The organism is Sediminibacillus albus (assembly GCF_900101125.1).
GTDB classification, from domain to species: Bacteria; Bacillota; Bacilli; order Bacillales; family Amphibacillaceae; genus Sediminibacillus; species Sediminibacillus albus.
This window is the reverse complement of record NZ_FNFL01000002.1, coordinates 189,800-208,995: the sequence shown is the minus strand read 5'-3', so window position 1 is coordinate 208,995 and position 19,196 is coordinate 189,800. Positions and strand designations below refer to the sequence as shown.

Sequence of the window (19,196 nt, the reverse complement as noted above, 5' to 3'; positions counted from 1 at the left end):
TTAAAAGTAGATTTATGGTATGCCCCAGGTCCTTCCGAATGCCAATTAACCATCTAGCCTTTCAATAACCATAGCTGCTGCCGGCCCGCCCCCTGCACACAGTGAGGCACAGCCATACCTGTCGCCGCGATATTCCATTTCCGTCAGCAGAGAAACTAAGAGACGTGCGCCTGTACAGCCAACAGGATGGCCAAGCGATATTCCAGATCCATTTGCGTTCACCCGCTCTAAATCAAGCTGAAGTTCTCGATTGACTGCCAAAAATTGGGCAGCAAATGCCTCATTGATTTCCCAATAATCAATAGCTTCCTTATCTAACTGTGCAAAATGCAAAGCTTTTTCCACGGCTGGAACAACCCCAATCCCCATCCGCTTAGGACTGACCGCAGCAGAAGCAGAAGCGACAATGCGGGCCAGTGGTTGTAAGCCAAGCTCCTCTGCTTTTGTTTTACTCATCAGAATGATGGCCGCAGCTCCGTCATTCAAGCTCGATGCGTTCCCGGCGGTAACTGTTCCCCCGTCCTTAAATGCCGGTTTTAAAGTGGATAAGACTTCCAGGTTCGTGTCCGAATTCGGATGTTCATCAGTCGAGAGCTTGGTAATGCCTTTTTTCGCTTTTACTTCGAGTGGGACGATTTCTTCGTTAAACTTTCCCTCATTTATGGCATGGCAGGCCCGCTGGTGGCTTTGCAGCGCAAATTCATCCTGCTCCTTCCGGCTAATCTGGTACTCCTCAGCAAGAGTCTCAGCTGTAATACCCATATGATAGCCATTAAACGCATCGATCAGTGCGTCATGAAACAAAGAATCGAGGATCTTTCCGCCTCCGAGTTTATGCCCTGACCGGACTCCTGGCAGGAGGTGGGGAACGTTAGTCATGCTTTCATACCCAGCCGCCGCACCAGCAGTTATTTTACCCAGTTTAATATTTTGCGCTATTATTTCGACTGCCCTTAAAGAGGAAGGACACTGCTGATTTATCGTCATAGCCACGGTTTCCTCCGAACAGCCAGAAGCCAGCGCTATTTGTCTGGCTGTATTCCCTTTACAGCCAGCCTGATAGACCTGTCCGCCGGCAACCTCGTCGATTAACAAAGGATCTATACCTGCGTCCTGGATAGCAGCCCGAAGAGCGGCTGTCCCCAAATCAACAGCACTATGCTTCCTTAGACTCCCTAAAAAATCACCAATCGGCGTCCGCTTTGCGCCAACAATCACTACTTCTTCCATTTTTCCCACCCCTTTTTGGTTAATGCCGTTTTAATCCCTTTATATCCATATTATAAGTAATCGCTTACACTTTGGCCAATCCTAATATCTTCCTGTTTTTTCAAGAAGGGAACAGGAACGACGAATATTCTAGAATGCGTTCAAGAAAGTGACCATTTTCAAGAGTGCTCCTCCTTTTTAAATACATCGTGATAATGGTTCCTCCAAGCCACTGTTCATAACACTGGTAAGGAGAAGACACTTCGGTATGAAAGGCATTGTCCCTATTACGAGGGACTTGAAGATCCTCCTTGCGACATAAAGCGATACTAAACAAATATATTTAACTTTGTTTAACAATTAGCATATAAATAAAATAAAAAGCCAGCACTGCCAAAGGCACAAGTAAATATACTTCAAAAAAAGGAATCACACATAAGATAAATACAAATGATATTAAAGAACAAATCCATGGCTTACTTTTTAATTTAAATAATTTAATACCAGAAAGCATTGTGAGAGCATATACAATTAATCCAAGTGACGTAGGAATAAAAAGTAAATCATTAAATGTTGTTGATAACGCAACCGTGATAATTATCCCGCTAATAGCAAATCCTACTGAAAAAATTACCATCCTTCTTGGCACACCAGAGGGATGTATTTTAGATAGTAACCGCGGAAAGGCTTTGTCTCTGCTCAAAGAATATCCCAACTGAGTAAGACTTGCGATAAAAGCGTTTGATGTCCCTATGCAAATTAAATAAGCTAATATTGCAGTAATAACCTTTGCTCCTATGCCAAGTGTATCTTGTATTATAATAGCCACAGGAGAAAAATCGCTTTCAGCATTTCCATAAGTTCCTGTACCAATTGTAACGAAACTAAGGAATAAAAATAAGATTCCAATGATAACTGCACTAATCATTGAACTTTTAACTATATTTTTGTGTGGCTCTGTAAAGCTAGATGAAAGATTACATATTGCCTCCCATCCAAAAAAAGCCCAAAATATGACGGTTATTGCAGACCCTATTGAATACCATCCTTCAGAAAAGAAAGGTTGAAAATTAAGTAATGAAACATTCGGAAGAGCTACAATTATAGTGATAATAAGCAAAATTAATAAACTTGTGCTAATAATCAAGGCGGCTTTTCCACTTACTTCCATCCCAAAATAATTAAAGCTTCCAGCTACTAATAGTAAAATGACTGCAGCCAAAACCTCACCAAATAATCCAAAATCAAAAGCTCTACTCAAATAAAATGCCCCTGTTAGTGCAACAATAGTTTGGCCAACCGCAGCAGTAACAAAATAAAACCAACCAACAATATTTCCTAAGTGATATCCAAATGACTTTCTAACAAAAGTTGCTGTACCACCTGCATCAGGAAAATCTCTTGCTAGACTCGCAAAACTATATGCTAATGGGAAACTAAATAATATTACAATAGCCCACGATACAATCGAAGCAGGGCCAGCCATTGAAGCGGTAATTCCTGAAACAAACAATACTCCAGAACCTAGTATTGCTGCGATATACAGGCTTATACCTTGAGATATTGTTATCGTTCTATTAGTCATTTTTACACCTTACTCCCACTTCTAATGAGGTTCCGTAGATTCCCAGATTTGGCGTGAAATTAGTTCTTTTTCGAGCGAAGTACTCCCATAAATGAACTTTGTCATTTTTTAATTTGGACTCATTTTGTATGCTTCTATATTGTGAGTTTACTGTCCATTTAGAGGTTTTTATATACATTTCATTTGATGATCCTACATATGAAATAATCGCCCATTTTTTGTTATGATTCCAATAGCTCCAGTATGAAGCATTCACACCATCAAATCCTTCCTTCATTTATAATTTATAACCCAGTTTATGTAAATATTTTTCATACTACAAGTTAATTAGGATATAAAAGCAAGATAACAACATTATTGTTAATTTAGATATGTTAAATTTATCTATAATTAGATTGGATAAAGGAGACATTATATGAAATCAAAACAGGTAATCATTGAGTGTCCTAACGATTTTTCTTTTTCAGTAAATCTAGAATATTTAAGAAACCAAGAAGATGCACTATATATTACTGATAAAAATAGTATAAAAAAGATATTAGTAATAGAGGGAGATAAGTTATTTATCAGAATATGGGAAGTAAAAAAAGGACAATTGTCCTTAGAAATTAAAGCTATAGATTTAGAAAACATTAATTTACACGTGGAAAAAGTTACAAATTATGTTAGGGACTGGTTTGATTTAGATACAAATGTAACACATTTTTATCATATGGCTAGAAAAGATAAGTTTTTAAAAGATTCTATAACAAAATTCTATGGCTTAAGAATTATAGGAATCCCTGACCTGTTCGAAACTTTTGTCTGGGCAGTATTGGGACAGCAAATTAATTTGGTGTTTGCTTCCAAATTGAAAGATAGATTTATTAAAAAGTATGGAGAGAGAACTGTTTATAACGGGGAAGAATACTGGAATTTTCCGTCACCAAAAGAGATAGCTTCTGAGGATGTAGACGAATTATTCAAAATAGGCATGTCCAGAAGAAAGTGTGAATATATTAAAGAAGTTGCTATGGCTGTTGTAAACAGAAAAATAACAAAAAACATGTTAAAAAGTTTTAGTGATATTGAGTCTGCTGTGAACAAACTGATTGAAATTAAAGGTATTGGTCCCTGGACTGCTCATTACGTTTTGTTAAGATGTGTTAGGTATTCTGATGCTTTTCCAATAAACGATGTGGGGTTGCACAATGCAATTAAATTAGCAGGTAATTTAGAAGAAAAACCACCAATAGATAAAATAAGGAAAATTGCAGCCCCTTGGAAGGGATATGAAGCATACGCAACCTTTTATCTTTGGAGGTTGATATATTAGTGTTTCTAAATAATAAAAAACAACTCAATGCCATAAGGATTGAGTTGTTAAATGTTAAATGAAATTATCGTGAAAATTTTTCAGACATTTAGTTGCATTTGTCTTTGGTAATACTAATTCAATCTTGTCCTGAAAAAATGATAAAGATTGAATATTCATATCATAATGCGATATATAGCTGTGAAGTTCTTTGTTTTGGTTTAAATCATTACCAATGATAGTGACTTTTTGTCTTTTTTCATCCATATCATAAGAAGTAACACAAACAATTTTACCAGGTGTTATACTGTGATCTCCATATTGACTTATGGTGGTCTCTGTTTTCCCTTTTAATGTTTTAATCTTTATTTTTATATTATTTTTTTCAGCCCATCTTATGGCTTCAGGGTGAATAACTTTTCCACCGTTATCTGCTATTTCTAAAGCCAAATGATAATTAAGATGTTTTAAAGTTTTAGCAGAGTTTAAAACTTTCGGATCTGTCGTCATAATCCCAGGAACATCCGTATATATATCTAGTTGATTTGCATGGAGAAAGCTAGATAATGCTGCAGCAGTAACGTCGCTCCCTCCCCTACTAAGAAGCGTTACATTACCTAGCTCTGTATTACCCTGAAAACCCGTTATTATTGGTATAAATCCTTCATTTATTGAACTTCGAATTCTTTCTCCATCAATATTTAAGATTGTTGAATCCAAGTAATTATTTGAAGTAATTATACCTGCTTCCCCACCTGTCAGAGCAATTGATTTGAAACCATTTTTATTTAAGTGAGAACTTAGAATTACACTAGATATGATTTCCCCGCAGGAAGAAATCAATGCAATTTCTCGAGACGAGACTTCACTATATTTTATGTGTCTTAGCAGGGTATCTGTAGAGTAAGGATCTCCTAATCTTCCTACTGCAGAAACCACAATAATGATATCGTTTCCGTTTTCTCGTTCTTTAGCTATCACTTCTATTATCTTTTTCTTATCAAACCTTGTACGTAATGAAGTTCCGCCAAACTTTAGCACTTTTAAATTTTTCATCTAGTGCTCCTATAAAGCACTGGTAAGAAAAATTGAGTCTCATTACCAATCTCTTGACAGGTGTGAACCTTCAATATATTTTCCCATGATAAATCAGAAGAACTTGCTCCTAAATTACGTATTAATTTTTTTGAGAAATTTGGCATTATGGGATAAACAAAAAATGCTAGAGATGTTAATAGGTAGCTAAAATCGGATAAATAATGCTTATATAAATCATAGTCTATTTTACTTGAAGGCAAAATTTTCTCTTTCCAAAAATTCATAAGTGAATCAATATAATCATTTAACTCGAATGCAGCTTTTCTTAAACTAAATTGATTTAAATCATAGTATTTCTCTAAGTTATTTTTAGTTCTGGCTACTATACAAGAAGCTTGATACTGTATTCGTTTATTTTTGGGTACTAAACCATTAAATTCGTTATTTATGGTGTCTATGAAATTATTGATTACCACTTCCCAGTCTTCCACCATTTTATTATTTATCTCATAGAATTTATTAAGAGAAAAATTTGTTTGCATATGCTCGGGATTTGTTAAAGATAAATAAAACCTTAAATTATCTGATGGTATATCCCTCAATATGTCTTCTCCCCACAAGGCATGGTTTTGACTAGTTGAAAATTTTTTTTCCTCAAGTAGATAAAAATAATTAGTAATTATATGTTCAGGTAGTATAGAGTCTTCGTCAAGTGCAAATGCACTCGCAAGATGCAAAAAGGAATTAAAGAAGCTGTTGTCAAAGCCAAGAAACTGAACTAAAGTGTGATCATCTTGTTGTTTATAGTACGAATCGTTGTAGATATTGGCCGATTCTATACTTTCTAAAATACCAGGATACATTTCGAACCACACATTAATAACTTGCCCCTGAAACTCTGGTACTGGAACTGGAATTCCCCAATTTGCAGGATAGGTAACCGGATAATCAGGGATATTTTTTGATGTAATGTATTTACAATATTCAATCAGCTGCTCCCTCCAAGTTTCTCTTGAAGTGAAGAATTCTAGTAGCTCTTTTTTGTAATCATTTATTGGAAAAAAGAGACCTGTATATTGAGTAGTATCAGGTGCCGAGTTACATATCGTGCATTTAGGGTTGATCAACTCAGTAGGATCATTTATTTGGCCACAAGCTTCACACAAATTCCCTGATGCTTTACTTTTACAATATGGACATAACCCTTTAACAAAAGATTCAAATAAATACATTTCACATAGATCGCAAAACAATATATCTTTAGTCTTTTTTCTTAGTTTTCCGTTATTATATAGTTTTAAGAAAAATGATTGTACGTATTTAATGTGCTTATCATTACCTAGTGGGGTTTTATACAAATCAATTTCAATATCAGCTGAACTTAAGGTGTTTTTAATAATTTTGTTATTTACCTCTACTAAATCTACTGGATCTACTTGCTTATTGTTAGCAGTGGTTGGTACATAACTTTGGTGGTCATCTCCATAAGTAATATAAGAAATATCATGTCCTTGCATTTTCTTAAACCTTGAATAAATGTCAGCAGCCAGGTAAGGTCCAGCTAAATGGCCGATATGAAGATCACCATTAGGTGTAGGCGGTGTGGCGGTAACATATATTTTATCCATGAAATTTCCTCCTTTTACTGCTTCCAGTGTTTGTTTTCAAGTGAGTATTGTTCAACTCCAACGGCGCCCCACCAAATGGCTAAGAATTTAAGGTCTTTACTTCCGCTATTATAAAGAGAATGAACTGAAAATGGTTCAAAATAAACTACGTCTTCTGAATATACTTTTTCCTTTTCATTATCCACATTTATTACACCTTCGCCTTCTAAAATAATAAAGGTCTCTTCCTCATCGTGACAGTGTGGTTCTGTTGACTCGCCTGGAGGCACAATAATAATTCCTGAACCGAAAGGTGAATTTAGGGTAGTTTCCCAGGGATAAATTCGCCTTAACAAGGACCCATATTCATTTTTATAACTTTTAGGATTGTATTTTTGTAAATTGATACCCGTTTTTTTAGTTCGCTTTAATGCTCTGTCTAGATACCTGCTTACGATCTCCTTAGGGTAATGCTGAGATAAGGCTGTTTTTACGCCTTCAAAGTACGATAGTGAAGGTTCTGATAATTCCTCGATAACCAATGGCTCCATAATATAAGCAGTGACTTTTTTATCGGCTATATAGATTTCTTTTTGTTTTAATTGATATCCGTAATCATTTTTCTTAATTATTTCAATTTGCTCTTCATTTATGTCAAATGCGATACCTAATACTTCTCCCCCGGCTTTTTCTATTACTGTCGAAGTCCCGCCATTAAAATCAGCGTGAAAGCCAGTAAAAGTATAAATATGATCTTTCAAGCTGGCTTTAGAATAACTATTCCAAGTAACTAAATCATTTTTGGCAGTTTTTAAATTGCATGTTAATCCAAAAGAAAATAAAATTGGCATATTATATCTCTCCTATCATAATTTATAAAATTTTCCGTTTTCTATTTTGTAAACGCCCCATGCGAAATCTAATACATCTCCATTTGGCGAAAACGAAATTGTTTCGAGATTATCAATTTTTATTCCGTTTTTCAGATGATCAATAAACTTTTTATATCCATATTTTTTTAGTACAGATATATTTGTAAGAAGCAACTTAGTGGCTAAATAACTTGTTATTGAATAGGCACCAGGATCCATTAATGCTATTTCTCTATATTTTTTAGCGAATTCAATATAGTCCACCCCAAATAGTCCTCGTTTTGTAGAAATGGTATATAACTGAATTCCCTTATCTTTTGAGACGAGAAAAGGAAAATCTGCTACAAACACATCATCCCCAAATATAACTTTCCCGCGGAAATTCAGTTTACTAAGTTTCTTTGTGAGTAAAAATGCTCCTTCATAAGTACCAGCATATAATATCGTTTGATTGGACTTTAGAGATAATGAAACATCGCTACTTAAGACTTCTTTTTCTATAAAGAGTCCTTTTTCATTTGATGTTTTCTCTAACAAACTGGACAGTTGTTTTCCATAATTATTTTCCTGAAATATTATTTTAAGAGACTTGCTTTTTGATAATGATGCAGCTAATTTAATCATCTCTTCTGCCATATCATCGTCTTTTCCACAAAATCTTAATAGATTGTCATACCCCTGTTTTGTAAGTTCAGGGTGTGTTGTCCCCGTTGCAAAAAAAGGTATACCTATATCCGAATAGATTGTAGCTGCTGCAAGTGATTGATTAGCGCTTAAATGACCTATTACCGCTTCTGCACCCCTATTAATTAACTGATTAGCTGCTTTTTTACTTGATTCATACGAAAATGAACTTTCTTTCCACAATAATTCAATATCATAATCTCTTTCTTTATTTTTCAAATATTCTTCCACAGCAAGATATAACCCTGAGTATAATTCTCTTGTATGTCCTCCATAATTAGCGCTGAATCCAATTCTGAAAACTTCTTTGTCGGTTTTCCTTTTTGATATTCGGTCAGATATAGACATTGGATTGATAGGTTCTACTACTAATTTATTCATACGCTTCACGAGCTTTCTTATACGGTGTTTGATCTCTGCGAATATGGTCAGGATTAAGCCCATTGTTTACAGAAATGTAATAACTCATTAACTGCAACGGAATCATGTACACTAAAGGCACTAATATTTCATGGCAGTATGGCAATTGGAACATATAATCTGAATTTTTAATATTGCTTTTTTCAGTCGTAACTAGCAGTGTTTTACAACCTATATTTTTTGTTGCCTTAAAAAGTTCATCTAGTCTCGCATCTAAATTATTATTGCTGTTAACCACGATAATTCCAGTGTGGTCATCACACATAACCAACGGACCATGAAATACTTGTTCTACGTCCATGAAAGTTGTTGGAGTATAATGAACTTCTCCAAACTTTAAAGCCGTTTCAGCTGCGGTACTTAGCGTGCTTTCACTACCACCTACAAGATAAAAGTTACTTTCCATTTTCTTTGCTATCTTTCTAATTTCATTTCTTTGTTTTAAAATACTGCCAACAAGTGAAGGTAACTCTATTGATGCTGAATGAATCATATCACTCGTTTCAATAAATCCCATTTTTCTTGCTAGTTTACCCATTATCGTTAACATCAAGAAAGAACTAAGCGAATAAGTAATAGTATGTGCCAGAGATTTATCTTCTTTGTAACCATAGGTTAGAACAAAATCAGATATTCCAGCACACTTACTAACAGTATCGCCTGTGATCAATATAGTATTACAGCTTTTATCATTAGCTAATTTCAAGCAGTCAAAAGTAGCTTTAGTGTCCCCTGAATGTGAAAATGCAATTATTGTGTCGTTACTATTTAAATCATAATTTGGAGACATTAACTCACGAGCCGGTATAGCATTAAACTTATTATCTCGTTTAAATATCATTTGACTAAAGCTAAAACTAGACAGAGCTGCATTGTAAGATGTACCACAACCAACAAGAAAGACCCTGCTGCTATTTTTTAAAACTGTTAAAATCTCACCATGATTTTTAAACTTAGATGATAAGAAAAGCCTCTTTAAATATTCTGGTTGTAACATGATTTCATCGTACATATGATATGGATGTTGTAATCTATCTTCCATCGTTAATCCCCTTTCATCACAAATTAATTACATAAAGTTATATAACGTGTCTGTATGAAAAAAACTCTTTTTACATTTTTTGAATCTATCATGTCTATAATATTGAAGCTCTTTTAACCGTATATCTTTGGAAATTTCCTCGGACACATACTTCCCAATTGCGGGTGCAATTTTATATCCTCCCCCACTAAAACCAACAACTAAATATAATCCTTCCATTTCTGGTGAACCAACAACAGGGTGTAAATCTGGTGTATAACTGTCAAAACCAATACGACCACCAAGAATATTTGCCCCTTCTAAGGCAGGGAATCTTTTAGCAGCTCTTTGAATAGCCTCTTTTGCTTCTTCTACATGAATTGATTTATTTAGGCTGTACTTATTGGAACCGCATACAAACGATTTTAATCCTATCAAAATCCTTCCATCATTAAATGGTCTCATATAGGTATCAGAAGTATCATCGATATACGAATGAGATAAAATTTTATTGTTGGATTTCGGCTTGACAAAAACAACTCCTAGTCGTTTGGTGTACAATGGGATATCTAAATTTAATTTTTTTAAGAGCTTTTTGCTCCAAAAGTTAGATGCAAGAATCACTTTATTTGCATAAATATCAGAAAACTTTGTTTTTACACCTACCACTTTATTATTTTTTAGAATTAATTCTTCAACTTCTGTTCCTTCCATCAAATCCAGGCCGTGATTTAAAGCACGATTAAGAAACGTAAGGCTAGATTGTGTTGGGTCCCCATAACCACCTAGTGGTTCATGGCAAACTGCCCCCACTTCTTTACCCGCAAAAAATTCTGTTTCTATTTTTCTATAATTCTGTGGTGAGAATAGTTCAATTGGTAATTTGAAATCTTTCATAGACTGTACATTTTTTTTAAGACTATCCAGATGTTCTTTACCGACAACTAAAGAAAAACCTATAGAGTCATAACCGAATTCCATCCCTTTGTTTAACATAAGATCTCTATAAATTTTTAGGCTTTCAGAAGCCAGATACTGGTTTGCTCTGTTTGTATGATGTACTCTTAGTAATCCCCCTGAAATACTTGTAGCGCCAATAGGTGGTTTGCCTTTGTCACATAATAATACATTTACATTCGAGTTTTCCGTGAGAAAATAAGCAATACTTGAACCGATTACTCCTCCACCAACAATTATTGCATCATATTTCATTTTATCTGCCTAAAGTTTGCTTTAATGCTTTTTCAAATATGGAAAGGCTTCTATCTACATCACTTTTTTTGGTGGTAAGAGGAGGTATCCATCTAATTACTTGGTTATAAGGTCCACAAGTTAAGAGGATTAATCCTTTTGAAAGACAATTTTCTCTGACTTTTTCAGCTATAAAAGTACCCGGCAGCCCGTCTTCTTCCACAAACTCACATCCAATCATGAGCCCCTTACCTCGAACATCTATAATGTCAGGATATTCATTTTTCATCTTCTGTAATCCGTTCAATAAATACTCACCTATTTCCTCGGAGTTACTAACTAAATTATCTTCTTCTAAAATTTTGATCGTTTCAATTGCCGCAGCAATAGATAAAGGATTAGGCGCATAGGTCCCACCATGAGAACCAGTAATCCACTTATCCATCATCTTTTTGTTTGCTACTATTCCACTAAGAGGTAACCCTGAAGCAATCCCTTTTGCGATCACTAAAATATCAGGTTTAATCTCAAAATGTTCAAATGCAAAGTACTTTCCTGTTCTTCCAAAACCAGTCTGAATCTCATCAAAAATTAAAAGTATATTGTGTTTGTCACATATATCTCTAACCCCTTGAATGAATGCTTTAGGAGGTGCTATATAGCCCCCTTCTCCAAGAATTGGTTCCATAATCATTGCAGCAGTTTCGTCAGGTGAAGTTTGAGTGTTTAGTATATGATCTAATTCATCTAAACACTGTTTAACCCTTTGTTCACTGTTTTCATCCGAATGTTGTTTAAAATACGGATGGGGACTAACAAATACACCTGACATTAACGGTTGATAGCCAGAACGGTATACAGACTTAGCAGTAGTTAATGATAACGCACCTATTGATCTACCGTGGTAACCTCCTTGAAAACAAATAATATTAGGTTTACCAGTTGCATGCCTGACTAATTTGATTGCACTTTCAACCGCTTCACTCCCACTGTTGGAAAAAAACACACAATTTAATTCATCTGGCAGTATTTTTATAATAGAATTAGCTAGTTCGTCTATCATAGAGTTATATAATATTGTTGTTTGACCGTGTAATAGTTTTTCTGATTGTTCTTTAATCGCATTAACTACTCTAGGGTGACAATGTCCTGTATTGGTAACACCTATGCCGGAAGTGAAATCGATGAATTTTTTTCCTTGTCGATCATATAAGAATATATCTTCACCGTAATCTACATCCACATTTGTAAAGAGTGGCCACACTTTCGAAACGCTATCTGAATAACTTTTTACACTCATAACACACCACCTTTTTCAACTAATTTACTTTTCTCCATAGAATCAAGTATTCTTTGAGCTTTTGTAGCCATCATAGTAAATGAAGCAGCATCACCTATTCCATGCGTTCTCTCTGTCAGGCCATTTAAATAGATATTTGCTTTTACATTAGCTTTTGTTTCCACTCTGTAATCTTGAGAGATCGATATACTGTTATCATTATTGAAGTTAATATATTCTTTCATAGGTTCAAGAACTTCTGGGTATGTCTCTTCATAGAAACCTGTGCATAAGATGATATAATCTGTATCTATAGAGCCTTCTTCCCCACTATAGATATCTTTGAAATTAACTGAATAATAATCAGGTTCTGTCGATACAGAGTTAATCTCTTTACAACGATATAACTTTATTTGCTCTTCTCCTCTGATTTTATCTTCATAAACCTTCCAATATAATGCTTCACTAACATCGTTATCCACGGCAGAGTAGTTTGTATGCTTTATCTGTTCGAATAAACTATTTCGCTTCTTTTGGCTTAAAGAATAAAAATAATTTGTAAAATCAGGAAAGAAAACCTCATTTGTGAAATGCCCTAACTCATACAGACGAAATCCTGTGTGTCTTATAACTGAGTTAATCTTAGAATTTGGAAACTTGTTAGCTAAATAAAGCATTATTTCTACAGAGTTTTGCCCCGAACCTACGACTGTAAAGGTAGGGTTATCATGTTTATCCATTTTTTTAACAGCGCTATTGAATTTACTTGCATGAATTACTTTATCACCAGTTTTATCCTTAAAAATAGCTGGAATAAATGGTTTTCTCCCTGAATTAAGGACGATGTTTTTCGTTTGATATACCATTTCTTTGTTATTAAGTTTATCTTTAGTATGAACCTTAAGTCCGTCAACTTGATTATTTACAAGTAAAGGCTCTATTAATTTAACCTCTTCATTATAATGTGCCTTTTCTTCTACTTGTTTAGCGACCCATTGTACATAATCAGACCATTCAGTTCGACTTGGAATGCCTAATAAACCAAACGAGAATACTCTTCCTTTCTCAAATAAATAATTAGAAAATGTGTACTTGCTACGAGGGTTTCGTGGTGTTGCAAAATCTCTTAAAAAATGATGTTGAATGTCTGTGCCCGGTAATAACATTTCCGGCATCCAAGCCGAGCTTTTATTTTGTTCTAAAAATAACCTTTTATAACTTTCTTCATCACCAGTCTCTTCGAAGTCTCTTATTGCCGTTTCTAATGCAATTCCTGCAGGTCCAAATCCCACACCTATAAGATCATAATATTTTTCGTACATTGTTATCCTCCTTATCGGTCATATGATAGCGCTTTCTATAACAGGATGGGCTAACTCCAACTTCTTTTTTAAAAACTTTAGAGAAATAGGATAAATTTGTGTAGCCTATCGCCATACATACATCGGTTACTAGATGTCCACTTTCTAACATTTGTTTAGCTTTGGAAATTCTTAGCTTAATGAGGTAGTCTTTAAAACCAATCCCCATTATTCCTCTAAAAAATCGTGAAAAATATGCAGTATTTAGAAATAAATGGTTAGATACATTTTTTAAACAGAGGTCTGAATTTTGCAGGTTTTTTTCGATATAAATTAAAGCTTCAATTATCTTTTCATTATTGAGGTGGGTTAATTCGTTAAAATCAATCTGAACATTAATTATGTTAAATACTAACTCGAAAACTTCTTCTTTTGGTACTTTATTAATACTTATTAATGGAATATGGCGCTTCTCAAACTCCTTTATGACTGACTTATCATAATTAGCAATATGGCTTCCTTCTAAGATGATTAGCATCTTATATCTCTCTAAGTTCTTGTTTTCTAGCACATGAAAATTATCAATTAGCACAACTTTGAGTTTTTTCAGCAGAAATTTTTCCTTATCACCAAAGGTATTTTTGGCATCATATAGTATTGTGTGTTTTACCCCCAAGTTTCCTCCTCCTTTAATCTATACACCCCCAATAATATATTAGATTTCTGATAGACATGTTGGAGAAACTACCCATGCTTTAATGGTAGAACAGCAAAAGGACTATTGCTTTGGTTTTATTTACCAAATTTTTGTTTTATTCTACATTTTGGAAATATTTGTAGAAATAAACCAGAATTTTAATTACTATAGGTTAATAATTAGGGAGGGGATATACATGGAGCCTTATAAGTATAGAATTAAAATTGCGGGGAATTTTGAAGAAAAGAAGTTGAAGTACTTATTAGAAAAAATGTCTATTACTGTGAATTCCAGCAAAACTATTCGACTAAAAGAGGAGAGCTTATTCCTTGGATGGATTGAATTGGAATCAGATCATAAGTTATTAGAAAATAGTATATTTCAACATGGTTTGAAGGAGTTCAAAGAAAAATTTTCAGTAGATATTGAAACGAAAAAAGTAAACAAAAAAAATATGGCTATATTTGTTTCTAACCAAGGGCATTGCTTAAAAGAAGTCCTAACTAGGTGGGAAAAAGGAGAGTTAGATTGTAACATTCCACTTGTTATCAGCGATCATGATACTTACAGAAAATATGTAGAGTCCTATGGAATAGAATTTTATAACCTGAAATTAACCAAACGTGATAAAAAGACGGAACAAAAAGCACTTCATATTTTAGACAGTGAAAATATAGATTTCATATCTTTAGCAAGGTATATGCAAGTTCTTCCATCAGAGTTTGTTAGTATTTATAGTAATAATATTATTAATATACATCACAGTTTATTGCCGGCATTTGTTGGAGCCAATACTTACCAGAGAGCATTTGATAGAGGTGTGAAAGTTATCGGTTCTACAGCTCACTATGTCACTGAAGAATTAGATGAAGGACCAATTTTGATACAAAAAGCTATCAATATAGACGAAGGTTTAGGGTTAAAAGATTATAAAAACTTCATTCGAATGACAGAAACTGAAACTTTAATAGATGCAATAAGGTATCATATAAATGATAAAGTATTGGTTTATAATAATAAGGCTGTACTATTAAAATAAGAAATCGATTAGTTGAGGGACGTTTAATTTCATACAAAACCGTCAGATTAAAATTATACAAAGCTGCCGTCTTATTCGGCAGTTTTATTTTTCATTCAAAAACTTGGCCCATCAACGGAAAACACCCTGGGATGATGAAGCAACCGGTCCAGTATGGGTGTCGCAATATTCTCCCGCTTCCTATTAATTCCCCCCACTGGCTGAATGTCTTGTTCGACTTTAAAATGATAGAACCCCTTCGGCTGATAGATTATCCGAAAAAACAAATAATGGCATCCATGGATTTTTTACAAATCCATGGATGCCATTTAACTGTAGAAGTACTATAGACCTCATTCTTCTTTGGAGTTTCATGCTAAAAGAGATTCTTGACTTTTATTGTCTTTGTCATCTGTTTTTTCATGTCTTAGGCTAATAGCAAGCAATATAGACATAATTATTGTAAGAAAGAATGGTGCTATCCAAGTATATTCAATTGAAAACATAATAACTGACAAGATTATTCCTAATATTGGCAGTGATAAAGCATTTGCTCTAGACACTAGTGTAGCAACTTCTTCTGTAGAATAGTTTCGAGCTAATAAATATCTAATCATAATTCTTAAACTACCAAAGCCAAAACCAAGTAATAGGATTGCAACGGAATTGAAGATGATAGAATACCCACTAATCCACCAAATTACAAAGCCAGCTATTATGGAACTAAATGCCATCATCACTCTAATCCGTAATGTAGTTACTTTTAATAGTGAAAAAACAATTCCTATTAAAGCCATACCGATACTAATAGAAGCATCCAATATGCCGACATTTATCATTTCTCCCCTATTTACCGTTACGTACACAGGTAACATAAAATTAACACTTCCTAATATTGGCCAAATTAAAGCTAACGAGAAGAACAAATATAAATTTGTTTTTTTTGAAGTGCGCACTTCTTCTCTGGATATACTTGTTTCAACCTTAGGCACTTTTTGGAAAAAGGAAAATAGAGAAATCGCAAAAAATGTGACAGCCATTAAATAGAAAAATGCTTCGTAAGAAAAATTGTCAATTATTATTGGGGCTGCTATTGGACCAGACATAAGGGCAACCTGGTTTATAGTCATCGATATTGAACTATATTTAGAAACATCTTGTTTATTGTAACTTTTTGATAGGCCGGCAAACCAGGTTTCCCATGTAGTTTCCATAACAAAAAAGAAGATCCAAATTAAGAAATTTATTACCACTAACATAGTATTAGAGGTGTACAATGCACTTAATAATGCACTACTAACAACTACACCAATTAATGCTAATGATGTTAAGAATGGTCCATGATATTTATTAAATAGTTTGCTGAATAGTACTGGGACAAACATAGCAGGGATAAACGAAATTAACACAGCTATTGCTAAGGAAAAGAAATTATCATTATCACTAGTTGCTAAATTCCAATTTATCGCTAAAATTATTGCTCCACAAAAAAATCTATAAACCCCTGAAAGTAAAATATACTTAAACATAGTCTTTTACAACTTCTTTAACACTAAATATTTGGTTCGACAGAAACTCAGATATAAGCAAAGGTTTTATCGTTTTACATTCAAATATCCTATCCCAATATAGTTCAATTACTCCTTCTCTATCCTTCCAACAGGTTGCTTCCTCTGAATAATCACCTATTTGCGCGTGGACCCAAAGTGACTCGACTTCCTTTGGAAGTTTCTCAGGAAGCTTTATATCACTTATGAGACCGGGATCTGATTTTAAAAAAGCCAGAGCTGCAGTTCCATATGGCTCCAACAGGGTTGGTATAAATTCAAAAGGATTAATATTTAAATAAGCTGCCGCATGTATTTTATATGGATTAATATTAAATACTCGTTCCACCAGATCCATTATTCCATCTCCACCTGGTCTAGCTCCAACTTCAATAACCCAAAATTTATTATCCTTAATTTTTATCTCTACATGAGCCAACCCCATTGAAATATTTAAAGATTTACAAGCATTTCGCGCAATCTCTTTTAACCTTTCATTACCTGACCTGTGGCTAGGAACTAAGTGTCCTATTTCTGCAAATCTCGGTTCTGGTGTAAGATACTTTTCCGTTACAGCAATAACTTTATAGTTACCTTTATAACATGCTACTTCAAGGGAAATCTCATCTTCACTTTTTATATATTTTTCTATAATAAATTTACTGCCATCTATTCCAAAATCATCACCATGTTTTCGTATAACGTCTTTGGACTTTCTATAATTTTCAACAGCCTCTTGTTTGTTTGAAACGAGATATACTCCTCCACTTCCTCCAAAATCATAAGGTTTAATTATGGCTGGATATCCAATCTCTTCAACAGACATGAGCAATTCTGCTTCATCTTCAATTAATCTGAAGTCTGGTGTTGGGACATTATGTTCTAAAAAATTACATTTCATTTTTGCCTTATCTCTACAAGAATCGATTACATCTTCTGGCATATAATTAAGTCCTAACTTATTGTTTAGGATATGAGCTACCTTTAAAGTCCAATCATTTAAAGGTATTATTGCCTCTGGATACCATCCATTTAATTTCTGGTTATTTATAGCATTCAGTAAACTCGCTTCGTCTTTAGGATCAGCTTCTAGATTGTAGTCAAAATATCTATTTTTGTTAAATTTAGCATTTTTAGAGGCTGTCCATATCGGGTTGTTACTTAATTGTCTTACTCCAGAAATAGCTCTTTCTCTCAAGTATTGATCTGCGCCTAAAAGCAGAATATATTTTTTAGATACCATAATTTATTGTCTCCTTTGAAAAAATGTTTATCTAAACTGTTTCCTGTAATTGTTTGGGGTTACTTGATAATATTTTTTAAAAACAGTACTGAAGTATGAATTATTCGGAAACCCTACTTCACTGGATATGAGCTGTATTGGATAGTTTGTATCTTTTAGTTTTTTTGCTGCAGTAGTTAATCGCTTTTTTTGTAGATAAGCTAAAGGGCTTTCTCCTTTTACCTTGTTAAAAGTTCTTTGTAAATGAAATGGACTAGAATGAAAAATTTCTGATAAGGAATTTAATGTTATATCATCTTGGAAATTTTTATCCATCCATTCACATATAATTTCAACCCATTCTTCATTTGGCAATAACAGATTATCTGGTTTACACCTTTTACATGGTCTAAAACCTAGTTCAAGAGCCGATTGTGCTTCTTTAAAAATATACACGTTATTTTTATTAGGTACTCTTGACTTACAAGAAGGTCTACAAAAAATTTTCGTTGTTTTAACACCATAATAAAATTCATTATCGAAATCGCTATCATTATTTGAGATTGCCTTCCAATACTTAGAGGGAATACTTGGGATTGGGTAGTTATCCATCAATATTAAACCTCCTTTTTGTTATTATAAGGTAATATTAGTATTATTTTCATATTTTGCTAATGAGAGAGCAAGATTTTAAAACAATGATTTAAAACATTTGTAGGTTTTTCAAAAAGTAAGCTATCTTAAAACAACAAGATTTTATTTTGGTTAAGCTTGTGCTTTCTCCCTAATACAATAAGCTATTTATGCTCAGTCAACATGGCTAGAGTTAATCTATCAATATTAGAAACTCCTCAGGTGGAGTGGCAAGAAACTGGCCTTTATCAGGTTGATGGAGGTATTATTCCACTAATGATATTTGTAGCCACGCTTTCGTATTCATGGATGAGTTATATTTGTTTTTGGGAAAAACAGGACAGGGATCATCTACTTCTTTTCCATTTGAAGAAGTTCTTAGCATGCTCATTTTAGGTGAATATTACCTAGTATTTAATGGTTATATTTACCATTCCCCTGGGCGATTACCTAAATTTTAGTATCTTGAATTAAAATATTTACCAACCGAACTACTTGATGTAGAGGGATTAGCCAACCAAATCCCTAGTAAAATGTCAAACAAAAATGACTACACTGCCCTGCCCAATCATATTCCT

The 19,196-nt window shown here is 33.9% G+C and carries 16 protein-coding genes and 1 pseudogene; 2 read left to right on the top strand and 15 right to left on the bottom strand.

Going from position 1 to position 19,196, the window contains the following annotated elements:
- Window positions 1-45 precede the first annotated feature (45 nt).
- From BLR93_RS07130 to BLR93_RS07125, 3 genes and pseudogenes are all read right to left on the bottom strand, one after another.
- Window positions 46-1,230 carry a thiolase family protein gene (locus tag BLR93_RS07130; RefSeq protein WP_093212732.1) on the bottom strand — a complete coding sequence of 395 codons (1,185 nt, stop codon included), beginning with the start codon at window positions 1,228-1,230 and terminating at the stop codon, window positions 46-48.
- A 121-nt stretch (window positions 1,231-1,351) separates the two neighbouring features.
- Window positions 1,352-1,525 (bottom strand): annotated as a pseudogene (locus tag BLR93_RS18255) (IS256 family transposase); the annotation flags it as partial.
- A gap of 27 nt (window positions 1,526-1,552) precedes the next feature.
- Entirely contained in the window at window positions 1,553-2,794 is a 1,242-nt protein-coding gene (locus BLR93_RS07125) for an APC family permease (RefSeq protein WP_093212731.1), read from the bottom strand.
- Between the two features lie 415 nt (window positions 2,795-3,209).
- Between BLR93_RS07125 and BLR93_RS07115 the strand changes: the two genes are divergently transcribed.
- Window positions 3,210-4,109 (top strand): DNA-3-methyladenine glycosylase family protein, encoded by a 900-nt coding sequence (locus BLR93_RS07115; RefSeq protein WP_093212727.1) that lies wholly within the window; start codon window positions 3,210-3,212, stop codon window positions 4,107-4,109.
- 54 nt (window positions 4,110-4,163) lie between these two features.
- Here BLR93_RS07115 and BLR93_RS07110 read toward each other — a convergent pair whose 3' ends face one another.
- Genes BLR93_RS07110 through BLR93_RS07070 form a run of 9 tightly spaced genes read right to left on the bottom strand, consistent with a single transcriptional unit; the run spans window position 4,164 to window position 14,177 of the window.
- Window positions 4,164-5,144, bottom strand: a complete 981-nt coding sequence (locus BLR93_RS07110; protein WP_093212725.1) for an amino acid kinase family protein — start codon at window positions 5,142-5,144, stop codon at window positions 4,164-4,166.
- Window positions 5,141-6,754 carry a class I tRNA ligase family protein gene (locus tag BLR93_RS07105; protein ID WP_093212723.1) on the bottom strand — a complete coding sequence of 538 codons (1,614 nt, stop codon included), beginning with the start codon at window positions 6,752-6,754 and terminating at the stop codon, window positions 5,141-5,143. Before BLR93_RS07105 ends, BLR93_RS07110 begins: the two co-directional genes overlap by 4 nt.
- Window positions 6,755-6,768: 14 nt before the next feature.
- Window positions 6,769-7,584 carry a cupin domain-containing protein gene (locus BLR93_RS07100; protein ID WP_093212721.1) on the bottom strand — a complete coding sequence of 272 codons (816 nt, stop codon included), beginning with the start codon at window positions 7,582-7,584 and terminating at the stop codon, window positions 6,769-6,771.
- A 15-nt stretch (window positions 7,585-7,599) separates the two neighbouring features.
- A complete protein-coding gene (locus BLR93_RS07095; RefSeq protein WP_175559286.1) occupies window positions 7,600-8,670 on the bottom strand; it encodes an ABC transporter substrate-binding protein in 1,071 nt (356 codons plus the stop codon).
- Complete coding sequence (locus BLR93_RS07090) at window positions 8,663-9,751, bottom strand: SIS domain-containing protein (protein ID WP_093212717.1); 1,089 nt, start codon at window positions 9,749-9,751, stop codon at window positions 8,663-8,665. Before BLR93_RS07090 ends, BLR93_RS07095 begins: the two co-directional genes overlap by 8 nt.
- Before the next feature lie 27 nt (window positions 9,752-9,778).
- Window positions 9,779-10,942 (bottom strand): NAD(P)/FAD-dependent oxidoreductase, encoded by a 1,164-nt coding sequence (locus BLR93_RS07085; protein ID WP_093212715.1) that lies wholly within the window; start codon window positions 10,940-10,942, stop codon window positions 9,779-9,781.
- Between the two features lies 1 nt (window position 10,943).
- Window positions 10,944-12,221 carry an aspartate aminotransferase family protein gene (locus BLR93_RS07080; protein WP_093212713.1) on the bottom strand — a complete coding sequence of 426 codons (1,278 nt, stop codon included), beginning with the start codon at window positions 12,219-12,221 and terminating at the stop codon, window positions 10,944-10,946.
- Window positions 12,218-13,522, bottom strand: coding sequence for a SidA/IucD/PvdA family monooxygenase (locus BLR93_RS07075; protein ID WP_093212711.1), 1,305 nt, complete (start codon window positions 13,520-13,522; stop codon window positions 12,218-12,220). The genes BLR93_RS07080 and BLR93_RS07075 overlap by 4 nt, the downstream gene beginning before the upstream one ends.
- A complete protein-coding gene (locus tag BLR93_RS07070; RefSeq protein WP_093212709.1) occupies window positions 13,503-14,177 on the bottom strand; it encodes a helix-turn-helix transcriptional regulator in 675 nt (224 codons plus the stop codon). The genes BLR93_RS07075 and BLR93_RS07070 overlap by 20 nt, the downstream gene beginning before the upstream one ends.
- A 217-nt stretch (window positions 14,178-14,394) precedes the next feature.
- Here BLR93_RS07070 and BLR93_RS07065 point away from each other — a divergent pair, with 217 nt between their 5' ends.
- The gene (locus BLR93_RS07065) at window positions 14,395-15,237 is read left to right on the top strand and encodes a formyltetrahydrofolate deformylase (protein WP_175559285.1); all 843 of its coding nucleotides are present in this window, start codon (window positions 14,395-14,397) and stop codon (window positions 15,235-15,237) included.
- 350 nt (window positions 15,238-15,587) lie between these two features.
- Here BLR93_RS07065 and BLR93_RS07060 read toward each other — a convergent pair whose 3' ends face one another.
- The 3 genes from BLR93_RS07060 to BLR93_RS07050 are packed head-to-tail and all read right to left on the bottom strand — an operon-like array spanning window position 15,588 to window position 18,597.
- Window positions 15,588-16,745 carry an MFS transporter gene (locus tag BLR93_RS07060; RefSeq protein ID WP_093212704.1) on the bottom strand — a complete coding sequence of 386 codons (1,158 nt, stop codon included), beginning with the start codon at window positions 16,743-16,745 and terminating at the stop codon, window positions 15,588-15,590.
- The gene (locus BLR93_RS07055) at window positions 16,738-18,006 is read right to left on the bottom strand and encodes an ATP-grasp domain-containing protein (protein ID WP_093212702.1); all 1,269 of its coding nucleotides are present in this window, start codon (window positions 18,004-18,006) and stop codon (window positions 16,738-16,740) included. Before BLR93_RS07055 ends, BLR93_RS07060 begins: the two co-directional genes overlap by 8 nt.
- 27 nt (window positions 18,007-18,033) lie before the next feature.
- Window positions 18,034-18,597, bottom strand: coding sequence for a bifunctional transcriptional activator/DNA repair enzyme AdaA (locus BLR93_RS07050; protein WP_093212700.1), 564 nt, complete (start codon window positions 18,595-18,597; stop codon window positions 18,034-18,036).
- Between the last annotated feature and the right edge of the window lie 599 nt (window positions 18,598-19,196).

Coding starts and splice junctions, on each gene's coding strand:
- BLR93_RS07130 (WP_093212732.1), bottom strand. CDS start 1,230: ATGGAAGAAGTAGTGATTGTTGGCGCAAAGCGGACGCCGATTGGTGAT.
- BLR93_RS07125 (WP_093212731.1), bottom strand. CDS start 2,794: ATGACTAATAGAACGATAACAATATCTCAAGGTATAAGCCTGTATATC.
- BLR93_RS07095 (WP_175559286.1), bottom strand. CDS start 8,670: ATGAATAAATTAGTAGTAGAACCTATCAATCCAATGTCTATATCTGAC.
- BLR93_RS07085 (WP_093212715.1), bottom strand. CDS start 10,942: ATGAAATATGATGCAATAATTGTTGGTGGAGGAGTAATCGGTTCAAGT.
- BLR93_RS07055 (WP_093212702.1), bottom strand. CDS start 18,006: ATGGTATCTAAAAAATATATTCTGCTTTTAGGCGCAGATCAATACTTG.
- BLR93_RS07090 (WP_093212717.1), bottom strand. CDS start 9,751: ATGGAAGATAGATTACAACATCCATATCATATGTACGATGAAATCATG.
- BLR93_RS07075 (WP_093212711.1), bottom strand. CDS start 13,522: ATGTACGAAAAATATTATGATCTTATAGGTGTGGGATTTGGACCTGCA.
- BLR93_RS07100 (WP_093212721.1), bottom strand. CDS start 7,584: ATGCCAATTTTATTTTCTTTTGGATTAACATGCAATTTAAAAACTGCC.
- BLR93_RS07065 (WP_175559285.1), top strand. CDS start 14,395: ATGGAGCCTTATAAGTATAGAATTAAAATTGCGGGGAATTTTGAAGAA.
- BLR93_RS07060 (WP_093212704.1), bottom strand. CDS start 16,745: ATGTTTAAGTATATTTTACTTTCAGGGGTTTATAGATTTTTTTGTGGA.
- BLR93_RS07110 (WP_093212725.1), bottom strand. CDS start 5,144: ATGAAAAATTTAAAAGTGCTAAAGTTTGGCGGAACTTCATTACGTACA.
- BLR93_RS07050 (WP_093212700.1), bottom strand. CDS start 18,597: ATGGATAACTACCCAATCCCAAGTATTCCCTCTAAGTATTGGAAGGCA.
- BLR93_RS07105 (WP_093212723.1), bottom strand. CDS start 6,754: ATGGATAAAATATATGTTACCGCCACACCGCCTACACCTAATGGTGAT.
- BLR93_RS07115 (WP_093212727.1), top strand. CDS start 3,210: ATGAAATCAAAACAGGTAATCATTGAGTGTCCTAACGATTTTTCTTTT.
- BLR93_RS07080 (WP_093212713.1), bottom strand. CDS start 12,221: ATGAGTGTAAAAAGTTATTCAGATAGCGTTTCGAAAGTGTGGCCACTC.